Below are 17,790 nucleotides of genomic sequence, written 5' to 3'. Positions count from 1 at the left end.
GGTCGATGAGATCGACCGGGACTTCCTGTGGTGTCCGAGGGGGGACTTGAACCCCCACGCCCGATAAAGGGCACTAGCACCTCAAGCTAGCGCGTCTGCCATTCCGCCACCCGGACAAGGTGTCTGTCTTCCTGGCCGCTGGGCCCTTCCGACGAGGAAAACCATAGCAAACATTCGGGGTGGTCGATCACCACCCCAGGTCGCCCCCGTCATGTGACAGCCGCATGTCGGCCGAGGGCCGCCCTTGGGCGGGGAGGGGGGCACGCGGGAGGATGGGGGGAGGACCGAAGCAATCACGTGGGGCACGTAGTGGGAGGAAGCAGCGTGAGCGAGTCGAACACGGGTCGAGGCGGCAGCGCCGAGACCGCCGAGAACGAGGTCGTGGACCTCTGTCGCGACCTCATCCGCATCGACACCAGCAACTACGGCGACCACTCCGGGCCGGGCGAGCGGGCGGCGGCGGAGTACATCGCCGAGAAGCTCGCGGAGGTCGGACTCGAACCCAAGATCATCGAGTCGCACAAGGGGCGGGCCTCCACCGTCGCCCGCATCGAGGGCGAGGACCCGTCGCGGCCGGCCCTGCTCATCCACGGCCACACCGACGTCGTCCCGGCCAACGCCGAGGACTGGACCCACCACCCCTTCTCCGGGGAGATCGCCGACGGCTGCGTCTGGGGCCGCGGCGCCGTCGACATGAAGGACATGGACGCGATGACCCTCGCGGTCGTCCGGGACCGGCTGCGCAGCGGCCGCAAGCCCCCGCGCGACATCGTCCTCGCCTTCCTCGCCGACGAGGAGGCCGGCGGCACCTACGGCGCCCGGCACCTGGTCGACAAGCACCGGGACCTCTTCGACGGGGTCGACGAGGCCATCGGCGAGGTCGGCGGCTTCTCCTTCACCGTGAACGAGAACCTGCGGCTCTACCTGGTCGAGACCGCCCAGAAGGGCATGCACTGGATGCGGCTGACCGTCGAGGGCACGGCCGGCCACGGCTCGATGACCAACGACGACAACGCCATCACCGAGCTCTGCGAGGCCGTCGGCCGGCTCGGCCGCCACCAGTGGCCGGTACGGGTCACCAAGACCGTCCGCTCCTTCCTGGACGAGCTCTCCGACGCGCTGGGCACCCCGCTCGACCCCGAGGACATGGACGGCACCCTCGCCAAGCTCGGCGGCATCGCCAAGATGGTCGGCGCCACCCTGCGGAACTCGGCCGCCCCCACCATGCTCGGCGCCGGCTACAAGGTGAACGTGATCCCCGGCCAGGCCACCGCGCACGTCGACGGCCGCTTCCTGCCCGGATACGAGCAGGAGTTCCTCGCCGACCTCGACCGGATCCTCGGACCGAACGTGAAGCGCGAGGACGTCCACGGCGACAAGGCCCTGGAGACCAGCTTCGACGGTGCCCTGGTCGACGCCATGCAGCTGGCGCTGCGCGCCGAGGACCCGATCGCCCGCGCCGTGCCGTACATGCTGTCCGGCGGCACCGACGCGAAGTCCTTCGACGACCTCGGCATCCGCTGCTTCGGCTTCGCCCCGCTCCAGCTGCCGCCCGAGCTCGACTTCGCCGGCATGTTCCACGGCGTGGACGAGCGGGTGCCGGTCGACGGCCTGAAGTTCGGTGCCCGCGTCCTGGACCGGTTCATCGACGCCTGCTGACGACGGTCGCGACGTCCGTGCGCTTCGTCCGTCGCAATTCGTCCGCGCGTTTGCATGTGACCGGAAAGAGTGAATGCACCCGGGGGCTCGTAGCCCCCACCATTCCCCCTCGTTACAGGTGGTGCGGTCCGCGGCTGGGACCGCATTTCCAACTAGGAGGAATAATGATCAAGAAGGTCGTCGCTGCTGCGGCTGCCACTGGCGGTCTCGTTCTCGCGGGTGCGGGCATGGCCGTCGCCGACGCGGGTGCCCAGGGTGCGGCCATCGGTTCCCCCGGTGTCCTCTCGGGCAACGTCGTCCAGGTGCCGGTTCACGTTCCCGTGAACGTGTGCGGTAACACGGTCTCCGTGATCGGGCTGCTGAACCCCGCCTTCGGCAACACCTGCGTCAACGCCTGACGTTGTGCCTCGCCCCGTGAGGGTGTGAGCCGGTCCGGCCCCGGAGTGCGTGCCATGCACTCCGGGGCCGGTGGCCATTTCAGCCCCGGGTGTTCCACCCGGTGGCACTCTTTCGAAGCCGAGCAGGCAGGGAACGAACTATGCGACAGGTCACGCGCAAGAGTCTTGTCACCGTTGCGGCAGCCGGAGGCGTTCTCGCCGCCGTCGGCGGTTACGCGCACGCCGATTCCGGTGCGTACGGTGCGGCCACCAATTCCCCGGGCGTCGCGTCCGGAAATTCCGTCCAGGTCCCGGTGCACGTGCCGGTGAACGCCTGCGGAAACACCGTCAACGTCGTCGGAGTGCTCAATCCGGCCTTCGGCAACAAGTGCGCCAACATCTCCAAGCCGGGTAAGCCCGGCAAGCCGGGCGGCGGTTCCTCCGCCGGCGGGCACACCAGCAACTCCCCGGGCGTCGGCTCCGGCAACACCGTCCAGGTGCCCGTCGACGTCCCGGTCAACGTGTGCGGCAACAGCGTCACGGGCATCGGCCTGGGCAACGCCGCCGCGGGCAACGGCTGCGGCAACGGCATCGAGCCGACGCATCCGGGCAACCCGGGGAACCCCGGTAACCCTGGGAATCCGGGGAATCCCGGCAACCCGGGTAACCCTGGGAACCCCGGCAACCCGGGTAACCCTGGGAACCCTGGGAACCCCGGCAACCCGGGTAACCCTGGGAACCCTGGGAACCCCGGCAACCCGGGTAACCCTGGGAACCCTGGGAACCCCGGGAACCCCGGGAACCCGGGCAACCCCGGCAACCCTGGGAACCCGGGTAGCCCCGGTAACCCCGGTAACCCGGGCAACCCCGGCACCCCTGGTACTCCCGGGACCCCGGGCAACCCGGGTACGCCCGGCACTCCCGGCAGTGAGGGCGGGCCGAACACCCCGGGTGAGCAGGGTGCCACTCCGCCCCGCGCCGTGGAGGAGCTCGCCGAGACCGGCTCCGGTCCGCTCGGCGTGATCGTCCCCGCCGGTGCCGGTCTGCTGCTCGCCGGTGCGCTGATCTACCGCCGGTCCCGCAGCGCCGCCTGATCCGCGCAGCACCACGCACAGGGGCCCCGCACACCGCGGGGCCCCTTCTCGCCGCTCTACCAGGTCGCTCGCACCTGGCGGATGATCCGCCGCTTCAGCCGTACTCTGCGGCTCCCGTCCCGGTGCAGGGTCAGGCGGTCCAACTCCCAGTGTCCGTACTCGGCATGGTCGGTCAGCAGCCGCGTCGCCTCCTTGCGGGAGACACCGCGCGGCACGTACACGTCGACAAATTCGTATTCCGGCATCGCATCTATTGTGCGGGCACGGGCCCGCTACGGATAGCGTGCGTCTCATGTCTGATGCTGCGCAGCCCACCGCTGCCGAGGTACGTGCCGCCGCCGAGGCGGTCAAAGCCGCACTGGACCGTCACCTCACGGCGGTCGAACGCCGCACGGGTGACGACGACCCGGCCGTCTACGAAGCCTTCAACGCCCTCGCGGGGGCGGCCGAGGCGTACGACGAACTCCTCTACGACCGGTACGACGAGGTCACTCCCTTCGAGATCCCCGGAGCGGACGGTTCGCTGCCGCCGTACGCCGGACCCGACGAACCGCACGCGCTCAGCCTCCTGATCCGCCGTGACTACGCCGTGGCGGAACCGAAGCGACTGCTCGCCCAGGCCCGCCGGATCGCCGAGATCGACGGCGGGGCGGACGCCACCGGCCCCGGCGCCCGGGCCGGAGTCTCACCGCTCGCCGCACTCGGGGTGCTCTTCGGCGAGTACGAACCGGACGAGATCGCCTCCCGGCACAAGGAGTTCGGCCTGGAGGAGGGCGACTCCACGCTCTGGGTGACGGCTGCCGAGGAGCTCCCGGAACCGGGGGAGTGGCTCAACGCCCCCTTCGAGCACGCCGATCCGGAGCGGATCGTCTGCCGCTTCGACGTCAGCTCCGTCTTCGACGAGGACGATGACGACGACGCCGACATCGCGGACATCGTCGATGTCGCCGACGACGACGCCGGCGACGGTGACCGGGTGGGGGCCGGCGGCTCCGCCTCCTGACAGGCATCCGGGGGCGCGCGAGACGCGGGGAGACGGCGGAGGGCCGGGACACCACGATCGGTGTCCCGGCCCTCCGCCGTCCCGTCGGTCGGGCCCCTGCCCGGGCGCCCGCGGCTCGGCCCCTGCTCCGCGGCCCCTACTCCTCGGGAACGGCGAGCAGCGCCTCGAGGAGCGGCCGCAGTCGCGTCGTGCGCTCCGGGGCGGCACCCTCGGCCACCGCGCGGGGCAGTGCCTGGTCCACCCCGTGGACGACGGACAGATGACGCTCCGCGCGGCCGAACGCCGTGTACACCCACGGCCTGCTCAGGCCGCCCGCGGCGTCGCCCGGCAGCACCACGACCACCGCGGGCCAGCGCAGCCCGGCCGCCTGGTGCGCGGTGAGCGCCCAGCCGTGCCGCAGCGCCGACTCCACGCGCTCCTTCGGTACGAGGAGTTCCTCGTCGCCGCACCGCAGCCGCAGCCCCTCGGCGTCGGCCGACAGGACCGTGCCGGTCACCGTCCGCCCCGGCACCGGCGCGTACGCCACCCGGTCACCGGGGTCGTAGCCGCCGAACCGGCCGGGTCCCGGGTTCAGCCGCTCCTTGAGCGCGGTGTTCAACGCGCGCGTACCGGCCGAGCCGCCGTGGCCGACCGTGACGACCTGCGTCTGCTCGGCGGGTACCCCGATCGCCCGCGGCACCGAGTCGGCCACCAGCTGGACGGTGCGGTGCACGGCCTCGCCGGCGTCCCGCACGGGGACGATCACGATCTCCTTGCCGGGTGCCTCGACCTGGTTCAGCTCTCCGGCGCCGATGCCCGAGACCAGTTCGCCGAGCGGGCCCGGGTCGGGCACGCGGGAGGCGATCCGCGGGCACACCCGGGCCGCCAGCAGGTCGTCGAAGACCTGGCCGGCCCCCGGCGCGCCGAGCACCGCCGGGTCGCCGCTCAGCACCAGTCGGCAGCCGTCGGGCAGCGACTCCACGAGCATCGCGGCGGTCTCCACGTCCAGCTGCGGCGCGTCGAGCACCACCAGGAGGTCCAGGGCGAACGCGCCCTCCTCGTCACGGCCGGGTCCGGCCGCTCCGGAGAGCAGCGCGGCGACCGTCACCGCGTCCGTCCCGGCGGGGCCGAGCGCGCGCCGTCCGCCGTCCGCGTGGACGGCGACCAGAGTGCGGAGCCCGTGCGCGCGGGCGGCCGCGGCGAGCGCGACCGGCTCGGCGCGGGAGGCCTCGCCGCCCGTGTGCAGGACGAGACCGTGCGCCCCGGCGGCCCGTTCGAGCTCGGAGCCCTCCCAGGTGTCGGCCGTCGCCGTCTTGACCAGCCGGGCGAGCCCGTCGGCGAGGCTCTCCTCCGCGAGCGCGTACCGGTCGAGGCCGAGCAGCACGGGCGAGGCCGGCTCGGCGGCGGCTTCCGCCGCCCCCGGCGCCTCCTCGTGGCCCTCGTCCTCTTCGTCCTCCTCGTGATCCCCCTCGGAGGGTTCCTCCTCCTGGAAGACGAGGACGGCGCCCGCGGACACCGCCTCCTCGACGGCCGACCCGGCGTCGGGCACCGCGTGCCGGGCGAGCCCGGCGCGCACGGCGTCGACCTCCAGCGCCGTGTGTCCCTGGAGCGCGGCCCGCTCCAGGAGCCACACCGTCAGGGCGACCGTCCGGCGCGGGTCGTCGGGGCCGCACGCGGCGCCGAGCAGGGCCCGCGCGAAGCCGTCGGCCTGCTCGGGGCGGACCCCGGAGACCGTGAGCAGCTGCCAGGGGTCGTCGAGCAGGGCCTGGGCGGCGCCCTCGCCGAGCGCGGCGGCGACCTGGCCGGCCAGGGCCTCGGGGGCGCCGCCCTTGGCCAGGACCTCCCGCACTGCGGCGGTGGTGCCGGGAGCAGGGGCGGGCGCCTGAGCCGGTACGGGTGGCCGCACCGTCGTGGCGGGGGCCGCTTCGGGGGCGGTCCGGCGGGGCGCGGGCGCGGGGGCCTCGTAGAACGCGCTGCCGGAGGCCGCACCGCCCTCCACCGCACGGACGGCGGCGAGCAGATCGGCGGCCGTGCCGCTCAGCTTGGCGCCGCTCGCCAGGGGCCCTTCCTTCTCGGCCTTGCGCGCCTCGATCCTGGCCCGCAGCTCCCGCTGCGCGGCGAGCTCGGCCTGCGCGTCGCTCAGCTCGGGCGTGTCGGAGGTCTCGGCGACGGCGCCGCCGTCCGCGCCGGACTCGGTGCCGGCCGGCTCCGGAGACGCCTGGGCCGCGTCGGGCCCTTCCGACTCCGGCTCCGGTGCCGCGTCGCCCGCGGCGGGCCCGTCCGACTCCTCGGACGCGGCGGGCTCCTGAGCCGGCGTGGGCTCCCCGGCCCGCGGCGACTCCTCGCCGCTCGCCGACTCCTCGGCCGACGCCGACTCCTCGGCCGACGCAGGCTCCTCAGCCGGCGCGGACTCCTCGGCCGACGCAGGCTCCTCCGCCGTCCCCGGCTCCTCCGGCTCGGCGGCTCCCTGCCGTACGTCCTCCCGGACGTCCTCGGTGGGTGCCACGTCCTCGGGTGCCTCGGGCGCGGTCTCCCCGGAAGGCTCGGTCACAAGGTGCTCCAGTCGTGATCCGGATAGCGGTGCACGGGCGCCGACACATCGTCCAGCGCCCGACAGATCTCGTCAGGAAGACTAAGGGTCTCCACCGACAACGCGGCCGCGAGCTGGCGCGCCGTGCGCGCGCCGACGATCGGCGCGGTCACCCCGGGCCGGTCGCGGACCCAGGCGAGCGCCACGTGCAGCGGGGTCGTCGCGAGGCCGTCGGCGGCCGTCGCGACCGCGTCCACGATCCTGCTCGCGGCGTCGTCCAGGTACGGCTCCACGAACGGCGCCATCGTCTCCGAGGCACCGCGCGAGTCGGACGGGGTCCCGCCGCGGTACTTGCCCGTCAGGACTCCGCGCCCCAGCGGTGAGGAGGGCAGCAGGCCTATCCCGAGGTCCTGCGCCGCCGGCAGGACCTCACGCTCCACGCCCCGCTGGAGCAGCGAGTACTCCAGTTGCGTCCCCGCGAGCCGGGTCCGGTCCCCGCCGAGCTGCCAGGTGCCGGCCTTGGCGAGCTGCCAGCCGCAGAAGTTCGCCACACCGGCGTACCGCGCCCGCCCGCTGCGCACCGCGATGTCGAGCGCCTGGAGGGACTCCTCCAGCGGCGTGTGCGGGTCGAAGGCGTGCAGCTGCCACAGGTCCACGTGGTCCGTGCCGAGCCGGGCGAGCGAGGCGTCGAGCGCGGCGAGCAGATGCCCGCGCGAGCCGTCCGTCCGCCGGTCGGGGTCCGGCACGCTGCCCGCCTTGGTCGACAGCACCAGGTCCTGCCGGGACACGAGCCGCTCCATCAGACGGCCGAGCAGATACTCCGCCTCGCCCCCGCCGTACACGTCGGCGGTGTCCACGAGCGTGCCGCCCGCGTCCCAGAACGACTTCAACTGCTCGGCGGCGTCGTGCTCGTCGGTGTCCCGGCCCCAGGTGAGGGTGCCGAGTCCGATGCGCGACACACGCAGGCCCGTACGTCCGAGATGCCTCTGCTCCATGGGCGCGAGATTACTGGCCAGGGCACCACGCGGAGAGAGCCTGTGGACAACCACGTCCTGTCGGATGCCCCGACCGCGCGCTAGAGTCCCGCCCACAAGAACGTTACCGATGGGTAAGGGGTGCGTGGACATGCGGCTCGGCATCAACCTCGGCTACTGGGGTGCGGGCATGGACGGCGACAACCTCGCCGTCGCCCAGGAGGCGGACCGCCTCGGCTACGACGTGTGCTGGGCCGCCGAGGCCTACGGCTCCGACGCGCCCACCGTGCTCGCCTGGGTCGCGGCGAAGACGGAGCGGATCGACGTCGGCTCCGCGATCATGCAGATCCCGGCCCGGCAGCCCGCGATGACGGCCATGACCGCCGCCACCCTCGACTCGCTCACCGGCGGCCGCTTCCGCCTCGGCCTCGGCGTCTCGGGGCCGCAGGTCTCCGAGGGCTGGTACGGCGTGAAGTTCGACAAGCCGCTGGCCAGGACCCGCGAGTACGTCGAGATCGTCCGCCGGGCGATGACCCGGGAGCGCCTCAGCTACGACGGCGAGCACTGGACCCTGCCGCTGCCCGGCGGCCCCGGCAAGCCGATCAAGCTCACCGTGCACCCGGAGCGCGAGCACATCCCGCTCTACATCGCCGCGATCGGCCCCAAGAACCTGGAGCAGACCGGCGAGATCGCCGACGGCGCCCTGCTGATCTTCCCCTCCGCCGCCCACCTGGAGGAGACCGCGCTCCGGCACATCCGCGCGGGCCGCGAGAAGGCCGGACTGACGATGGACGGCTTCGACGTCTGTCCCACCGTGCCGCTCGCCCTCGGGGACGACGTCGACGCCCTCGCCGACGTGTTCCGCCCGTACACCGCGCTGTACGTCGGCGGCATGGGCAGCCGCAAGCAGAACTTCTACAACCAGCTCGCGCAGCGCATGGGGTACGAGAAGGAGGCCGCCGAGATCCAGGACAAGTACCTGGCCGGCGACAAGGCGGGGGCCGCCGCGGCCGTGCCGCAGAGCCTGATCGACCAGACCTCGCTGCTCGGCTCCGTCGAGCGGATCGCCGAGCGGATGACGGCCTACGCGGAGGCCGGTGTCACCACCCTCACCCTGGCCCCGGCCGGCTTCACCCTGGACGAGCGGGTGGCGGCGCTGCGGGCGGGCGTCGAGGCGATGGAGCGAGCCGGACTGGCGTGACCCCGAGGGGGCGCCGTCGGCGAGAGGTTCTGCGGCCGTGGTGGGGGCTCGGGGGTCTTCCCCGCCACGGCCGTCACGCTGCACAACGGCTCCACGGGGCCCTCGGTTACGCCCTCGGGACTCACTCTTTCGGCCGAGCCTTCCGGCCCCCGTGTTGCCCCTCGCCGCGTACCGCACTTGACTCGTTCTCCCGGGGGCCGGACGGAGTGCGGACTTGCGCACGGAGGTGGCGGCGATGCTCACGGCCAAGGGCCTGTTCAAGGAAATCATCGACAACGACGAGTCCTTCGCGCTCTTCTGCTCGATCGCGGCGAGCGGGGAGTCCCAGGGCGGCTGGGAGAACGCCCGGATCGCGGCGCTCGTCGCCCCCGGGATGAGGGATCTCACGCCCAAGATCACCCGGCACGGCGCCGACGAGGACAAGCACGGCCGGATCTTCAACGCGCTGATGAAGAAGCGCGGTCTCGAACCCGTCCCGGTGCCGCCCGACACGGACTACACGATGCTGCTCGAACAGCGCGGCATCGGCCTCGCCCACGACAAGCTGCGCCGCGACGAACCGCTGAGCGAGGAGGACGTCGTCGTCTACCTCGCCCACAGCCGGGTCACCGAGCAGCGGGCCGCCGACCAGATGGACATGCTGGTCACGTACTTCGGGGACCATCCCGAACTCGGCAAGGCCATCCACATGATCGACAACGACGAGGCGAACCACCTCGCCTACTGCCACGAGGAGCTGCTGCGCCTCGCGCGCGCGGGACACGGCCGGCTCATCCAGCGGACCCTGCGCGAGTCCGCCCTCGTCGAGATCCAGGTCTACCGCGACGTCAGCCTCGCCGTGATGGGGCACATGGGGCGGATCCTGGGCTGGTCCAAGCCCAAGGCGGCCGTCCTCGCCGCCGGCATCCACGGGACGTACGTGTACGAGCGCGCCGCGGGCTGGCACCGGATGGTCGGCCTGAGGATGCCCGAGCGGCTCGACGCCCTCGGCGGGCCCGCGACCCCCGCCCCGGCGTTCTGACCCGCGCCGCCGTTCCGACCCGCTCCGGGGCGACCGCCGGGCCGCGCGGGGCGGGCCGGCGGGCTCACATCCAGCCGCGCCGCTTGAACATCCGGTACAGGGTGACGACGATGCCGGCCATCGCCACGAGCACCACCGGGTACGACCCCACCCAGCGCAGCTCCGGCATGTGGTCGAAGTTCATGCCGTAGATGCCCGCGACCATCGTGGGGACGGCCGCCATCGCCGCCCAGGCCGAGATCTTCCGCATGTCGTCGTTCTGCCGCACGCCCATCTGCGCGAGATGGGCCGACAGCACGTCCGAGAGGAGCCGGTCGAGCCCCTCCACCTGCTCGTTGGCCCGCAGCAGATGGTCGTTGACGTCCCGGAAGAAGGGCTGCGACCGCTCGTTCACGAACGGCACCGAACCGCCCGTGAGCCGGGACATCGGCCCGGCGAGCGGACCGCTGGCCCGGCGGAACTCCAGGACCTGCCGCTTCGCCGTGTAGATCCGCTCCGCCGTGTTCGCGGGATTGCCCCCGGTGGGCGCGAAGACGTCCGCCTCCAGCTCCTCGAGGTCCACCTGGAGCTCGCCCGCCACATCGAGGTAGTGGTCCACGATCGCGTCGCTCACCGCGTACAGCACCGCCGTCGGCCCGTGCTTCAGGACCTCCGGATCGGCTTCGAGCCGCCGGCGGACCTCCGCGAGCGGAGCGCCCTGCCCGTGCCGGACGGTCACCACGAAGGAGTCGCCCATGAACACCATCAGCTCGCCGGAGGAGACCCGGTCGCTCTCCGGCTCGTAGTCGACCGGCTTGAGGACCGCGAACAGGGAGTCGTCGTAGACCTCCAGCTTGGGACGCTGGTGGGCCTTGAGGGCGTCCTCGACGGCCAGCGGGTGCAGCGCGAACTCCGAGGCGACATGGGCGAACTCGGCCTCCGTGGGTTCGTGGAGCCCCACCCACAGAAAGGCGTCCCCGGCGGCCCGCGCCTCGTCGAGCGCGTCGGAGAGGTCGGCGGGGCCGTCCGTACGGCGCCCGTCCCGGTAGATGGCTGAGTCCACGATCACGCGCCGTATTCTCCATCGAACGGCCTCGCGACGCACGCGTGGATCCGCCCGGAGCCCCCTGGCCCCCCAGGACCGGACCCTCCGGCCCCGCAGGACCGGACCCGCCGGACACCTCCGGGCACCGCCTAGGCTGGCCGCCATGGCCACGCTGATCCTCGTCCGGCACGGACGCTCCACCGCCAACACCTCCGGGGTCCTCGCCGGGCGCACCCCCGGGATCTCCCTCGACGAGCGGGGCGCCGCGCAGGCCGCCGCGCTCCCCGGACGCCTGGCGGACGTCCCGCTCGCCGCCGTCGTCTCCAGCCCCCTCCAGCGCTGCCGGGAGACCGTACGCCCGCTCCTCGACGCCCGCCCGGACCTCCCGCTGCACGTCGAGGACCGGATCAACGAGTGCGACTACGGCGACTGGTCCGGCCGGAAGCTGGCCGAGCTCAACGACGAACCCCTGATGGAGGTCGTCCAGGCGCACGCCTCCGCGGCGGCGTTCCCCGGCGGCGAGTCCATGCGCGCGATGCAGGCCCGCGCCGTCGACGCCGTGCAGGACTGGAACGCGCGGATCGAGGCCGAGCACGGCGAGGAGGCCGCCTACGTCATGTGCTCCCACGGCGACATCGTCAAGTCGATCGTGGCCGACGCGCTCGGGCTCCACCTCGACCTCTTCCAGCGCCTCCACGTCGACCCGTGCTCGGTCACCGTCATCCGCTACACCCGCCTGCGCCCGTTCCTCGTCCGCCTCGGCGACACCGGGGACTTCGCCGGATTCGCCCCGCGCGAGCACTCCGACAGCAGCGGTACCGCCGAGGTCGGGGGTGGTGCGGGCGCACCGTGATCCTCTCGCGCAGTAGGGTGGACGCGCCGCCGTAGTACGACTGTCGAGACGCAAGGGAGCCGGGAAACGTGTCCCGTCAGGTGTTCCTCTACGACCCACCGGAGCGTTTCGTGGCCGGCACGGTCGGGCTGCCTGGCCGCCGTACGTTCTTCCTCCAGGCGTCCGCCGCCGGCCGGGTCACCAGCGTCGCCCTGGAGAAGACACAGGTCGCCGCGCTCGCCGAGCGCATGGACGAACTCCTCGACGAGGTCGTCCGCCGCACCGGGGGGAACGCCCCGGTCCCCGCCGTCGCGCCCGCCGAGGTCGCCGACACCGCCCCCCTCGACGTACCCGTCGAGGAGGAGTTCCGGGTCGGCACCATGGCGCTCGCCTGGGACGGCGAGGAGCAGCGCATGATCGTCGAGGCGCAGGCGCTCGTCGAACTCGACGTGGAGTCCGAGGAGGACCTCGCCGAGGCCGAGGAGCGGCTGCTCCAGGACGAGGAGAACGGCCCGCCGATGCTCCGGGTCCGCCTCAGCGGCGCCCAGGCCCGCGCCTTCGCGAAGCGGGCCCTGGACGTCGTCAACGCCGGCCGTCCGCCCTGCCCGCTGTGCAGCCTGCCGCTCGACCCCGAGGGCCACGTCTGCCCGCGCCAGAACGGATACCGCCGCGGAGCATGAGCAGCAGCCCCCCGCCGCCGCCCGACGCCGAGCTGCTCGCCCACGGTGAGCTGACCGTGCGCGGCCGGGTCCGCGAGGCCTCCAACGCCGTGCTCTACTGCTCCGTCGCGTACGAGGGGCGCGAGGCGGCCTGCGTCTACAAGCCGGTCGCGGGCGAGCAGCCGCTGTGGGACTTCCCCGACGGCACGCTCGCCCAGCGCGAGGTCGCGGCGTACGAGATCTCCGAGGCCACCGGCTGGAGCCTGGTCCCGCCGACCGTGCTCCGCGACGGCCCGTACGGGCAGGGCATGGTCCAGCTGTGGATCGAGGCCGACCCCGAGGCGCGGCTGCTCGCCCTGACCGAGGACGACGAGGCGGGCGAGGGCTGGAAGGCCGTCGGTCCCGCGCAGGTCGACGAGGACCGCACCGCCCTCCTGGTCCACGCGGACACCCCCGACCTGCGGCGGCTCGCCGTCCTGGACGCCGTCATCAACAACGGCGACCGGAAGGGCGGGCATCTGCTGCCCGCCCCCGGCGGACACCTCTACGGCATCGACCACGGGGTGACCTTCCACGTCGACGACAAGCTGCGCACCCTGCTGTGGGGCTGGGCGGGCGAGGAACTGCCCGCGGAGGCGGCCGGGGTGCTCGACTCCCTGGGCCGCTCCCTGGCCCCGGGAGAGCCGCTCGCCGCCCGTCTGGCGGAACTGCTCACGGATGCCGAGGTGGCCGCCGTACGCGCCCGCGTGGAGGCGCTGCGGAGCACGGGACGGCACCCGGAGCCCTCGGGGCAGTGGCCGGCGATCCCCTGGCCCCCCGTCTGACCGGGCCGAAAGGTTTCAGCCATCCCTGTGCGCGGCCCCTCGGGTGCCGTGCACCCCTGGGGGGTATGCACGCAGGCCTCCGACCCGCAAGAGCGCCTAATCGGTCAAGATCCCGGATCCGGTTCGTATCCGGAACACCTGTCCGGTTACGCTCGGGTCATGCATGCCTGGCCCGCTTCTGAGGTCCCCGCCCTTCCCGGCAAGGGCCGCGACCTCCGGATCCACGACACCGCGACCGGTGGACGAGTGACCCTCGCCCCCGGCCCCGTCGCCCGTATCTACGTCTGCGGCATCACGCCGTACGACGCGACCCACATGGGTCACGCGGCGACCTACAACGCGTTCGACCTCGTTCAGCGCGTGTGGCTCGACACCAAGCGGCAGGTGCACTACGTCCAGAACGTCACGGACGTGGACGACCCGCTCCTGGAGCGGGCGATCCGCGACGGCGTCGACTGGGTCGGCCTCGCCGAGCGGGAGACCGCCCTCTTCCGCGAGGACATGACCGCCCTGCGGATGCTGCCCCCGCAGCACTACATCGGCGCGGTCGAGGCCATACCCGGCATCGTCCCGCTCGTCGAGCGCCTCCGGGACTCCGGAGCCGCCTACGAGCTCGAAGGGGACGTCTACTTCTCCGTCGACGCCGACCCGCACTTCGGGCAGGTCTCGAACTACACCACCGAGCTGATGCGCCACCTCTCCGCCGAGCGCGGCGGGGACCCGGACCGTCCGGGCAAGAAGAACCCGCTCGACCCGATGCTCTGGATGGCCGCCCGCGAGGGCGAGCCGAGCTGGGACGGCGCGAGCCTCGGCGCCGGCCGCCCCGGCTGGCACATCGAGTGCGTCGCCATCGCCCTCGACCACCTCGGCATGGGCTTCGACGTGCAGGGCGGCGGCTCCGACCTGATCTTCCCGCACCACGAGATGGGCGCCTCCCACGCCCAGACGCTCACCGGCGAGTTCCCCATGGCGAAGGCGTACGTCCACGCCGGCATGGTCGCCCTCGACGGCGAGAAGATGTCCAAGTCCCGGGGCAACCTGGTCTTCGTCTCGAAGCTCCGCCGCGACGGCGTCGACCCGGCCGCCATCCGGCTCGCGCTCCTCTCGCACCGCTACCGCGACGACTGGGAGTGGACCGACCAGGTCCTCCAGGACGCCGTGGAGCGCCTCGGCCGGTGGCGCGCCGCCGTGTCGCGCCCCGACGGCCCGTCCGCCGACGCGCTCGTCGAGGAGCTCCGCGAGGCCCTCTCCGACGACCTCGACACGCCGACCGCGCTCGCCGCGGTCGACCGCTGGGCCGCGCTCCAGACGGCCGAGGGCGGCACCGACGACTCCGCACCCGGTCTCGTCTCCCGTGCCGTCGACGCACTGCTCGGTGTGGCCCTGTAGCGAGCAGGACCGTACAACTCCCTTTCAGGCAACCGCCCTCGGACTTCTCGCCGAAGTCCGAGGGCGGTTCCGTTTTGTCCTGGCGGCACTGCTCGATCCTGCGCTAAATAAGCTCCATGCAATCATCATCACGCATGAAAGTTGCACTCGCCGGAGCCGTCCTCGGGCTCCTCGCGGCCCTCGCGGGACCCGGCACCACCGCGTCGGCCCGCCCCGACGGCCGCGCCGACCGAGCCGACACCACGGCACAGGAGCCCGCCACCACGGTCGGCGACCTCACCGGGTTCGCCGCCACCGGATCCGTCTACCAGCTGACCGCGGGCCGGGCCCAGGCCCGGGTCAGCTTCGTCACCGCAGACACCTTCCGCATCGAACTCGCCCCCGACGGCACGTTCACCGACCCCACCGGCAGCGACATCACCCTGCCCCAGGGCCCGCCGCCCGCCACCCGCTGGCGCGACCTGGGCGACCGCTACGAACTGAGCACGGCCGCGGTGACCCTGCGCGCCTACAAGTCACCGCTCCGCTTCGCCGCCCTGCGCGCCGACGGCACCCCGCTCTGGAGCGAGTCCCGCGGCCTCAGCTGGACCGCCGACCGCACCACCCAGACCCTCGCCCGCGGCGCCACCGAGCAGTTCTACGGCGCCGGCATGCAGAACGGCCGCGGCAACACCTCCCACCGCGACAAGACCGTCGAGGTCGGCGTCGACTACAACTGGAACGACGGCGGCCACCCCAACTCCGTCCCCTTCTACCTCTCCTCGGCCGGATACGGCGTCTACCGCAACACCTACGCCCCGAACACCTACGCCTTCACCGAACCCGTCACCACCAGCGCCCAGGAACGGCGCTTCGACGCCTACTACTTCGCCGGCACCGGCCGCGACGCCGCCAAGGACGTCATCGGCCAGTACACCCGGCTCACCGGCAAGCCCTTCCTGCCGCCCGTGTACGGCCTGGAGATCGGCGACGCCGACTGCTACCTCCACAACGCCAACCGGGGCGAGCGCCGCACCCTCGACGCCCTGAAGGTCGCCGACGGCTACGTCGAGAACGACATGCCCAACGGCTGGATGCTCGTCAACGACGGCTACGGCTGCGGCTACGAGAACCTCGCCGAGGCCTCCGCAGGACTCGGCGAGCGCGGCATGAAGCTCGGCCTCTGGACCGAGGACGGCATCGACAAGCTCGAAGAGCAGGTCAAGGCCGGACAGCGGGTCGCCAAGCTCGACGTCGCCTGGGTCGGCGACGGCTACAAGTTCGCCCTCGACGGCTGCAAGGACGCCCACGCCGGCATCGAGGCCCACAGCGACGCCCGCGGCTTCACCTGGGCCCCCGAGAGCTGGTCCGGCGCCCAGCGCTGCGGCGTCCAGTGGTCCGGCGACCAGTCCGGCAGCTGGGAGTACATCCGCTGGCAGATCCCCACCTACGCCGGCGCCTCCATGTCCGGACTCGCCTACACCACCGGCGACGTCGACGGCATCTTCGGCGGCAGCGCCAAGACGTACACCCGCGACCTGCAGTGGAAGACCTTCCTCCCGGTCACCATGACCATGGACGGCTGGGCCGCGAACGACAAGCAGCCCTTCCGGTACGGCGAGCCCTACACCAGCATCAACCGCGCCTCCCTCAAGCTCCACGAGGCCCTGCTCCCGTACATCTACAGCCACGCCCACCGGGCGACGAAGACCGGCGTCGGCCTCGCCCGGCCGCTGGCCCTGGAGTACCCGGACGATCCGAAGGCCGCGAGCGACGCCGCGAAGTACGAGTTCCTCAGCGGCGAGGACTTCCTGGTCGCCCCCGTCTACCAGGACGCCGTCGAACGCGACGGCATCCACCTGCCCGCCGGCACCTGGATCGACTACTGGAACGGCCGCACCTACGAGGGCCCCGTCACCGTCGACGACTACAGCGCCCCGCTCGACACCCTGCCCCTCTTCGTACGGGCCGGGGCGACCGTGCCCATGTGGCCCGGCGACATCCGCTCGTACACGGACCGCGCCCCCGGCGACCCGATCGCCTGGGACGTCTACCCGAAGGGCACCTCCTCCTTCGAGCTGTACGAGGACGACGGCGTCACCCGCGAACACCGCACGGGCCGGTACGCCACCCAGCGCGCCGAGGTCCGCGCCCCGCAGCGCGGCGCCGGCGACGTCACCGTCCGCATCGGAGCGAGCAAGGGTACGTACGCCGGCAAGGCGGCCGCCCGGCCGTACGCCTTCACGGTCCACACCGGCGACGCGCCCGGCACCGTCCGGCTCGACGGGCGCAAGCTGCCCGCCCTCACCTCCCGCGCCGCCTTCGACGCGGCCTCCCAGGGCTGGTGGTACGACCGCGACGAGCGCGGGGGAGTCGTCCGGGTCAAGACGGCCGCCCTCTCCACCGCCCGCGACTTCGAACTGCTGCTGACCGACACCAGCGCGGTCGGCGGCGCCGTACCGGGCGCCGCCGCCACCCTCGCCGTCCCCACGGCGCAGGAACTCGGCGCCGGAGCGCCCGGCACCGTCGCCGTGGACGTCACCGCCGGCACCCGCGACGCCACCGACGTACGGGTCTCCCTGGCCGCCCCGGCCGGCTGGCAGGTCACCCCGGCCGCGCCGGTCGACCGCGTCCCGGCCGGAACCACCCGCCGGGTCGAGGTCACCGTCACCCCCGCCCCGGACGCCGAGCCCGGCGAGGTCACCCTCACCGCCACCGCCCGGCACCGCGCCGCGGGCATCGACCGCACCGCGGGCCAGCGGTTCGCGATCGGCGTCATGCCCCCGCCGCCCACCGGCGACGCCTGGGCGAGCGACCTCGTCTGGCTGCGCTCCACGAACGGCTGGGGACCGCCCGAACGCGACCGCTCCAACGGCGAGTCCGGCGCCGCCGACGGTCGGGCCCTCACCCTGGCCGGCACGGCCTACGAGAAGGGCATCGGCGCCCACGCCGACTCCGACATCGAGGTCTACCTCGGCGGCCGCTGCACCACCTTCACCGCCGACGTCGGCATTGACGACGAGATCAACGGCTACGGCGACGTGGCCTTCTCCGTCGAGGCCGACGGCAAGGTCCTGTGGACCTCGCCCCGGCTCACCGGCGCCTCCGCCACCCTGCCCGTGAACGTCGACGTGACCGGGGCGCGGCACGTCCGGCTGCGGCTCACGGACACCAACGGGTCCAAGAGCGGCGACCACGGGGACTGGGCGGCGGCCCGGTTCGGCTGCGCCTGACGCGTGACCTGA

The 17,790-nt window shown here is 73.0% G+C and carries 15 protein-coding genes and 1 tRNA gene; 11 read left to right on the top strand and 5 right to left on the bottom strand.

What is annotated here, in order from left to right; translation table 11 throughout:
- Positions 1–28 precede the first annotated feature (28 nt).
- Positions 29–116, bottom strand: a tRNA-Leu gene (locus AMK27_RS30060).
- Positions 117–324: 208 nt separating this feature from the next.
- Here AMK27_RS30060 and AMK27_RS30055 point away from each other — a divergent pair.
- From AMK27_RS30055 to AMK27_RS43100, 3 genes are all read left to right on the top strand, one after another.
- Positions 325–1,659 carry a M20/M25/M40 family metallo-hydrolase gene (locus AMK27_RS30055; RefSeq protein ID WP_073915132.1) on the top strand — a complete coding sequence of 445 codons (1,335 nt, stop codon included), beginning with the start codon at positions 325–327 and terminating at the stop codon, positions 1,657–1,659.
- Between the two features lie 164 nt (positions 1,660–1,823).
- Complete coding sequence (gene chpH, locus AMK27_RS30050) at positions 1,824–2,057, top strand: chaplin ChpH (RefSeq protein WP_015032475.1); 234 nt, start codon at positions 1,824–1,826, stop codon at positions 2,055–2,057.
- 140 nt (positions 2,058–2,197) lie between these two features.
- A complete protein-coding gene (locus AMK27_RS43100) occupies positions 2,198–3,130 on the top strand; it encodes a chaplin (RefSeq protein WP_073915130.1) in 933 nt (310 codons plus the stop codon).
- A gap of 56 nt (positions 3,131–3,186) precedes the next feature.
- On the opposite strand, the gene AMK27_RS30040 is transcribed toward AMK27_RS43100, so the two are convergent.
- Positions 3,187–3,375, bottom strand: a complete 189-nt coding sequence (locus AMK27_RS30040; RefSeq protein WP_073915128.1) for a DUF5703 family protein — start codon at positions 3,373–3,375, stop codon at positions 3,187–3,189.
- Between the two features lie 47 nt (positions 3,376–3,422).
- On the opposite strand from AMK27_RS30040, the gene AMK27_RS30035 reads away from it, so the two are divergent.
- Positions 3,423–4,133 carry a hypothetical protein gene (locus AMK27_RS30035; protein WP_073915126.1) on the top strand — a complete coding sequence of 237 codons (711 nt, stop codon included), beginning with the start codon at positions 3,423–3,425 and terminating at the stop codon, positions 4,131–4,133.
- A 136-nt stretch (positions 4,134–4,269) separates the two neighbouring features.
- Here AMK27_RS30035 and AMK27_RS30030 read toward each other — a convergent pair whose 3' ends face one another.
- On the bottom strand, positions 4,270–6,663 hold the full coding sequence (locus tag AMK27_RS30030) for a helix-hairpin-helix domain-containing protein (protein WP_073915124.1): 2,394 nt from the start codon (positions 6,661–6,663) through the stop codon (positions 4,270–4,272).
- Complete coding sequence (locus AMK27_RS30025) at positions 6,660–7,637, bottom strand: aldo/keto reductase (protein ID WP_073915122.1); 978 nt, start codon at positions 7,635–7,637, stop codon at positions 6,660–6,662. Before AMK27_RS30025 ends, AMK27_RS30030 begins: the two co-directional genes overlap by 4 nt.
- 130 nt (positions 7,638–7,767) lie before the next feature.
- Between AMK27_RS30025 and AMK27_RS30020 the strand changes: the two genes are divergently transcribed.
- Entirely contained in the window at positions 7,768–8,817 is a 1,050-nt protein-coding gene (locus AMK27_RS30020) for an LLM class F420-dependent oxidoreductase (protein ID WP_073915488.1), read from the top strand.
- A 235-nt stretch (positions 8,818–9,052) separates the two neighbouring features.
- Complete coding sequence (locus tag AMK27_RS30015) at positions 9,053–9,838, top strand: hypothetical protein (RefSeq protein WP_073915485.1); 786 nt, start codon at positions 9,053–9,055, stop codon at positions 9,836–9,838.
- A 64-nt stretch (positions 9,839–9,902) separates the two neighbouring features.
- On the opposite strand, the gene AMK27_RS30010 is transcribed toward AMK27_RS30015, so the two are convergent.
- The gene (locus AMK27_RS30010) at positions 9,903–10,895 is read right to left on the bottom strand and encodes a magnesium and cobalt transport protein CorA (protein WP_073915482.1); all 993 of its coding nucleotides are present in this window, start codon (positions 10,893–10,895) and stop codon (positions 9,903–9,905) included.
- Between the two features lie 130 nt (positions 10,896–11,025).
- Here AMK27_RS30010 and AMK27_RS30005 point away from each other — a divergent pair, with 130 nt between their 5' ends.
- From AMK27_RS30005 to AMK27_RS29985, 5 genes are all read left to right on the top strand, one after another.
- Positions 11,026–11,715, top strand: coding sequence for a histidine phosphatase family protein (locus tag AMK27_RS30005; RefSeq protein WP_073915119.1), 690 nt, complete (start codon positions 11,026–11,028; stop codon positions 11,713–11,715).
- A 68-nt stretch (positions 11,716–11,783) separates the two neighbouring features.
- Positions 11,784–12,374 (top strand): DUF3090 domain-containing protein, encoded by a 591-nt coding sequence (locus AMK27_RS30000; protein WP_030315944.1) that lies wholly within the window; start codon positions 11,784–11,786, stop codon positions 12,372–12,374.
- Positions 12,338–13,177 carry an SCO1664 family protein gene (locus tag AMK27_RS29995; RefSeq protein WP_198955963.1) on the top strand — a complete coding sequence of 280 codons (840 nt, stop codon included), beginning with the start codon at positions 12,338–12,340 and terminating at the stop codon, positions 13,175–13,177. The genes AMK27_RS30000 and AMK27_RS29995 overlap by 37 nt, the downstream gene beginning before the upstream one ends.
- 159 nt (positions 13,178–13,336) lie before the next feature.
- Entirely contained in the window at positions 13,337–14,566 is a 1,230-nt protein-coding gene (gene mshC / locus AMK27_RS29990; protein ID WP_073915113.1) for a cysteine--1-D-myo-inosityl 2-amino-2-deoxy-alpha-D-glucopyranoside ligase, read from the top strand.
- 116 nt (positions 14,567–14,682) lie between these two features.
- A complete protein-coding gene (locus AMK27_RS29985) occupies positions 14,683–17,778 on the top strand; it encodes an NPCBM/NEW2 domain-containing protein (protein ID WP_073915110.1) in 3,096 nt (1,031 codons plus the stop codon).
- The last annotated feature ends 12 nt before the right edge of the window (positions 17,779–17,790 follow it).

Origin of the sequence: Streptomyces sp. CB02009, assembly GCF_001905825.1 — a bacterium.
Lineage (GTDB): Bacteria > Actinomycetota > Actinomycetes > Streptomycetales > Streptomycetaceae > Streptomyces.
The sequence above is the reverse complement of the archived record's forward strand: the minus strand, read 5'-3'. Positions and strand labels throughout refer to the sequence as shown.

Excerpts from the sequence above, each read along its gene's own strand:
- AMK27_RS30035 (WP_073915126.1), top strand. The coding sequence starts at position 3,423 with ATGTCTGATGCTGCGCAGCCCACCGCTGCCGAGGTACGTGCCGCCGCC.
- AMK27_RS30040 (WP_073915128.1), bottom strand. The coding sequence starts at position 3,375 with ATGCCGGAATACGAATTTGTCGACGTGTACGTGCCGCGCGGTGTCTCC.
- mshC (WP_073915113.1), top strand. The coding sequence starts at position 13,337 with ATGCATGCCTGGCCCGCTTCTGAGGTCCCCGCCCTTCCCGGCAAGGGC.
- AMK27_RS30020 (WP_073915488.1), top strand. The coding sequence starts at position 7,768 with ATGCGGCTCGGCATCAACCTCGGCTACTGGGGTGCGGGCATGGACGGC.
- AMK27_RS43100 (WP_073915130.1), top strand. The coding sequence starts at position 2,198 with ATGCGACAGGTCACGCGCAAGAGTCTTGTCACCGTTGCGGCAGCCGGA.
- AMK27_RS29985 (WP_073915110.1), top strand. The coding sequence starts at position 14,683 with ATGCAATCATCATCACGCATGAAAGTTGCACTCGCCGGAGCCGTCCTC.
- AMK27_RS30025 (WP_073915122.1), bottom strand. The coding sequence starts at position 7,637 with ATGGAGCAGAGGCATCTCGGACGTACGGGCCTGCGTGTGTCGCGCATC.
- AMK27_RS30005 (WP_073915119.1), top strand. The coding sequence starts at position 11,026 with ATGGCCACGCTGATCCTCGTCCGGCACGGACGCTCCACCGCCAACACC.
- chpH (WP_015032475.1), top strand. The coding sequence starts at position 1,824 with ATGATCAAGAAGGTCGTCGCTGCTGCGGCTGCCACTGGCGGTCTCGTT.
- AMK27_RS30015 (WP_073915485.1), top strand. The coding sequence starts at position 9,053 with ATGCTCACGGCCAAGGGCCTGTTCAAGGAAATCATCGACAACGACGAG.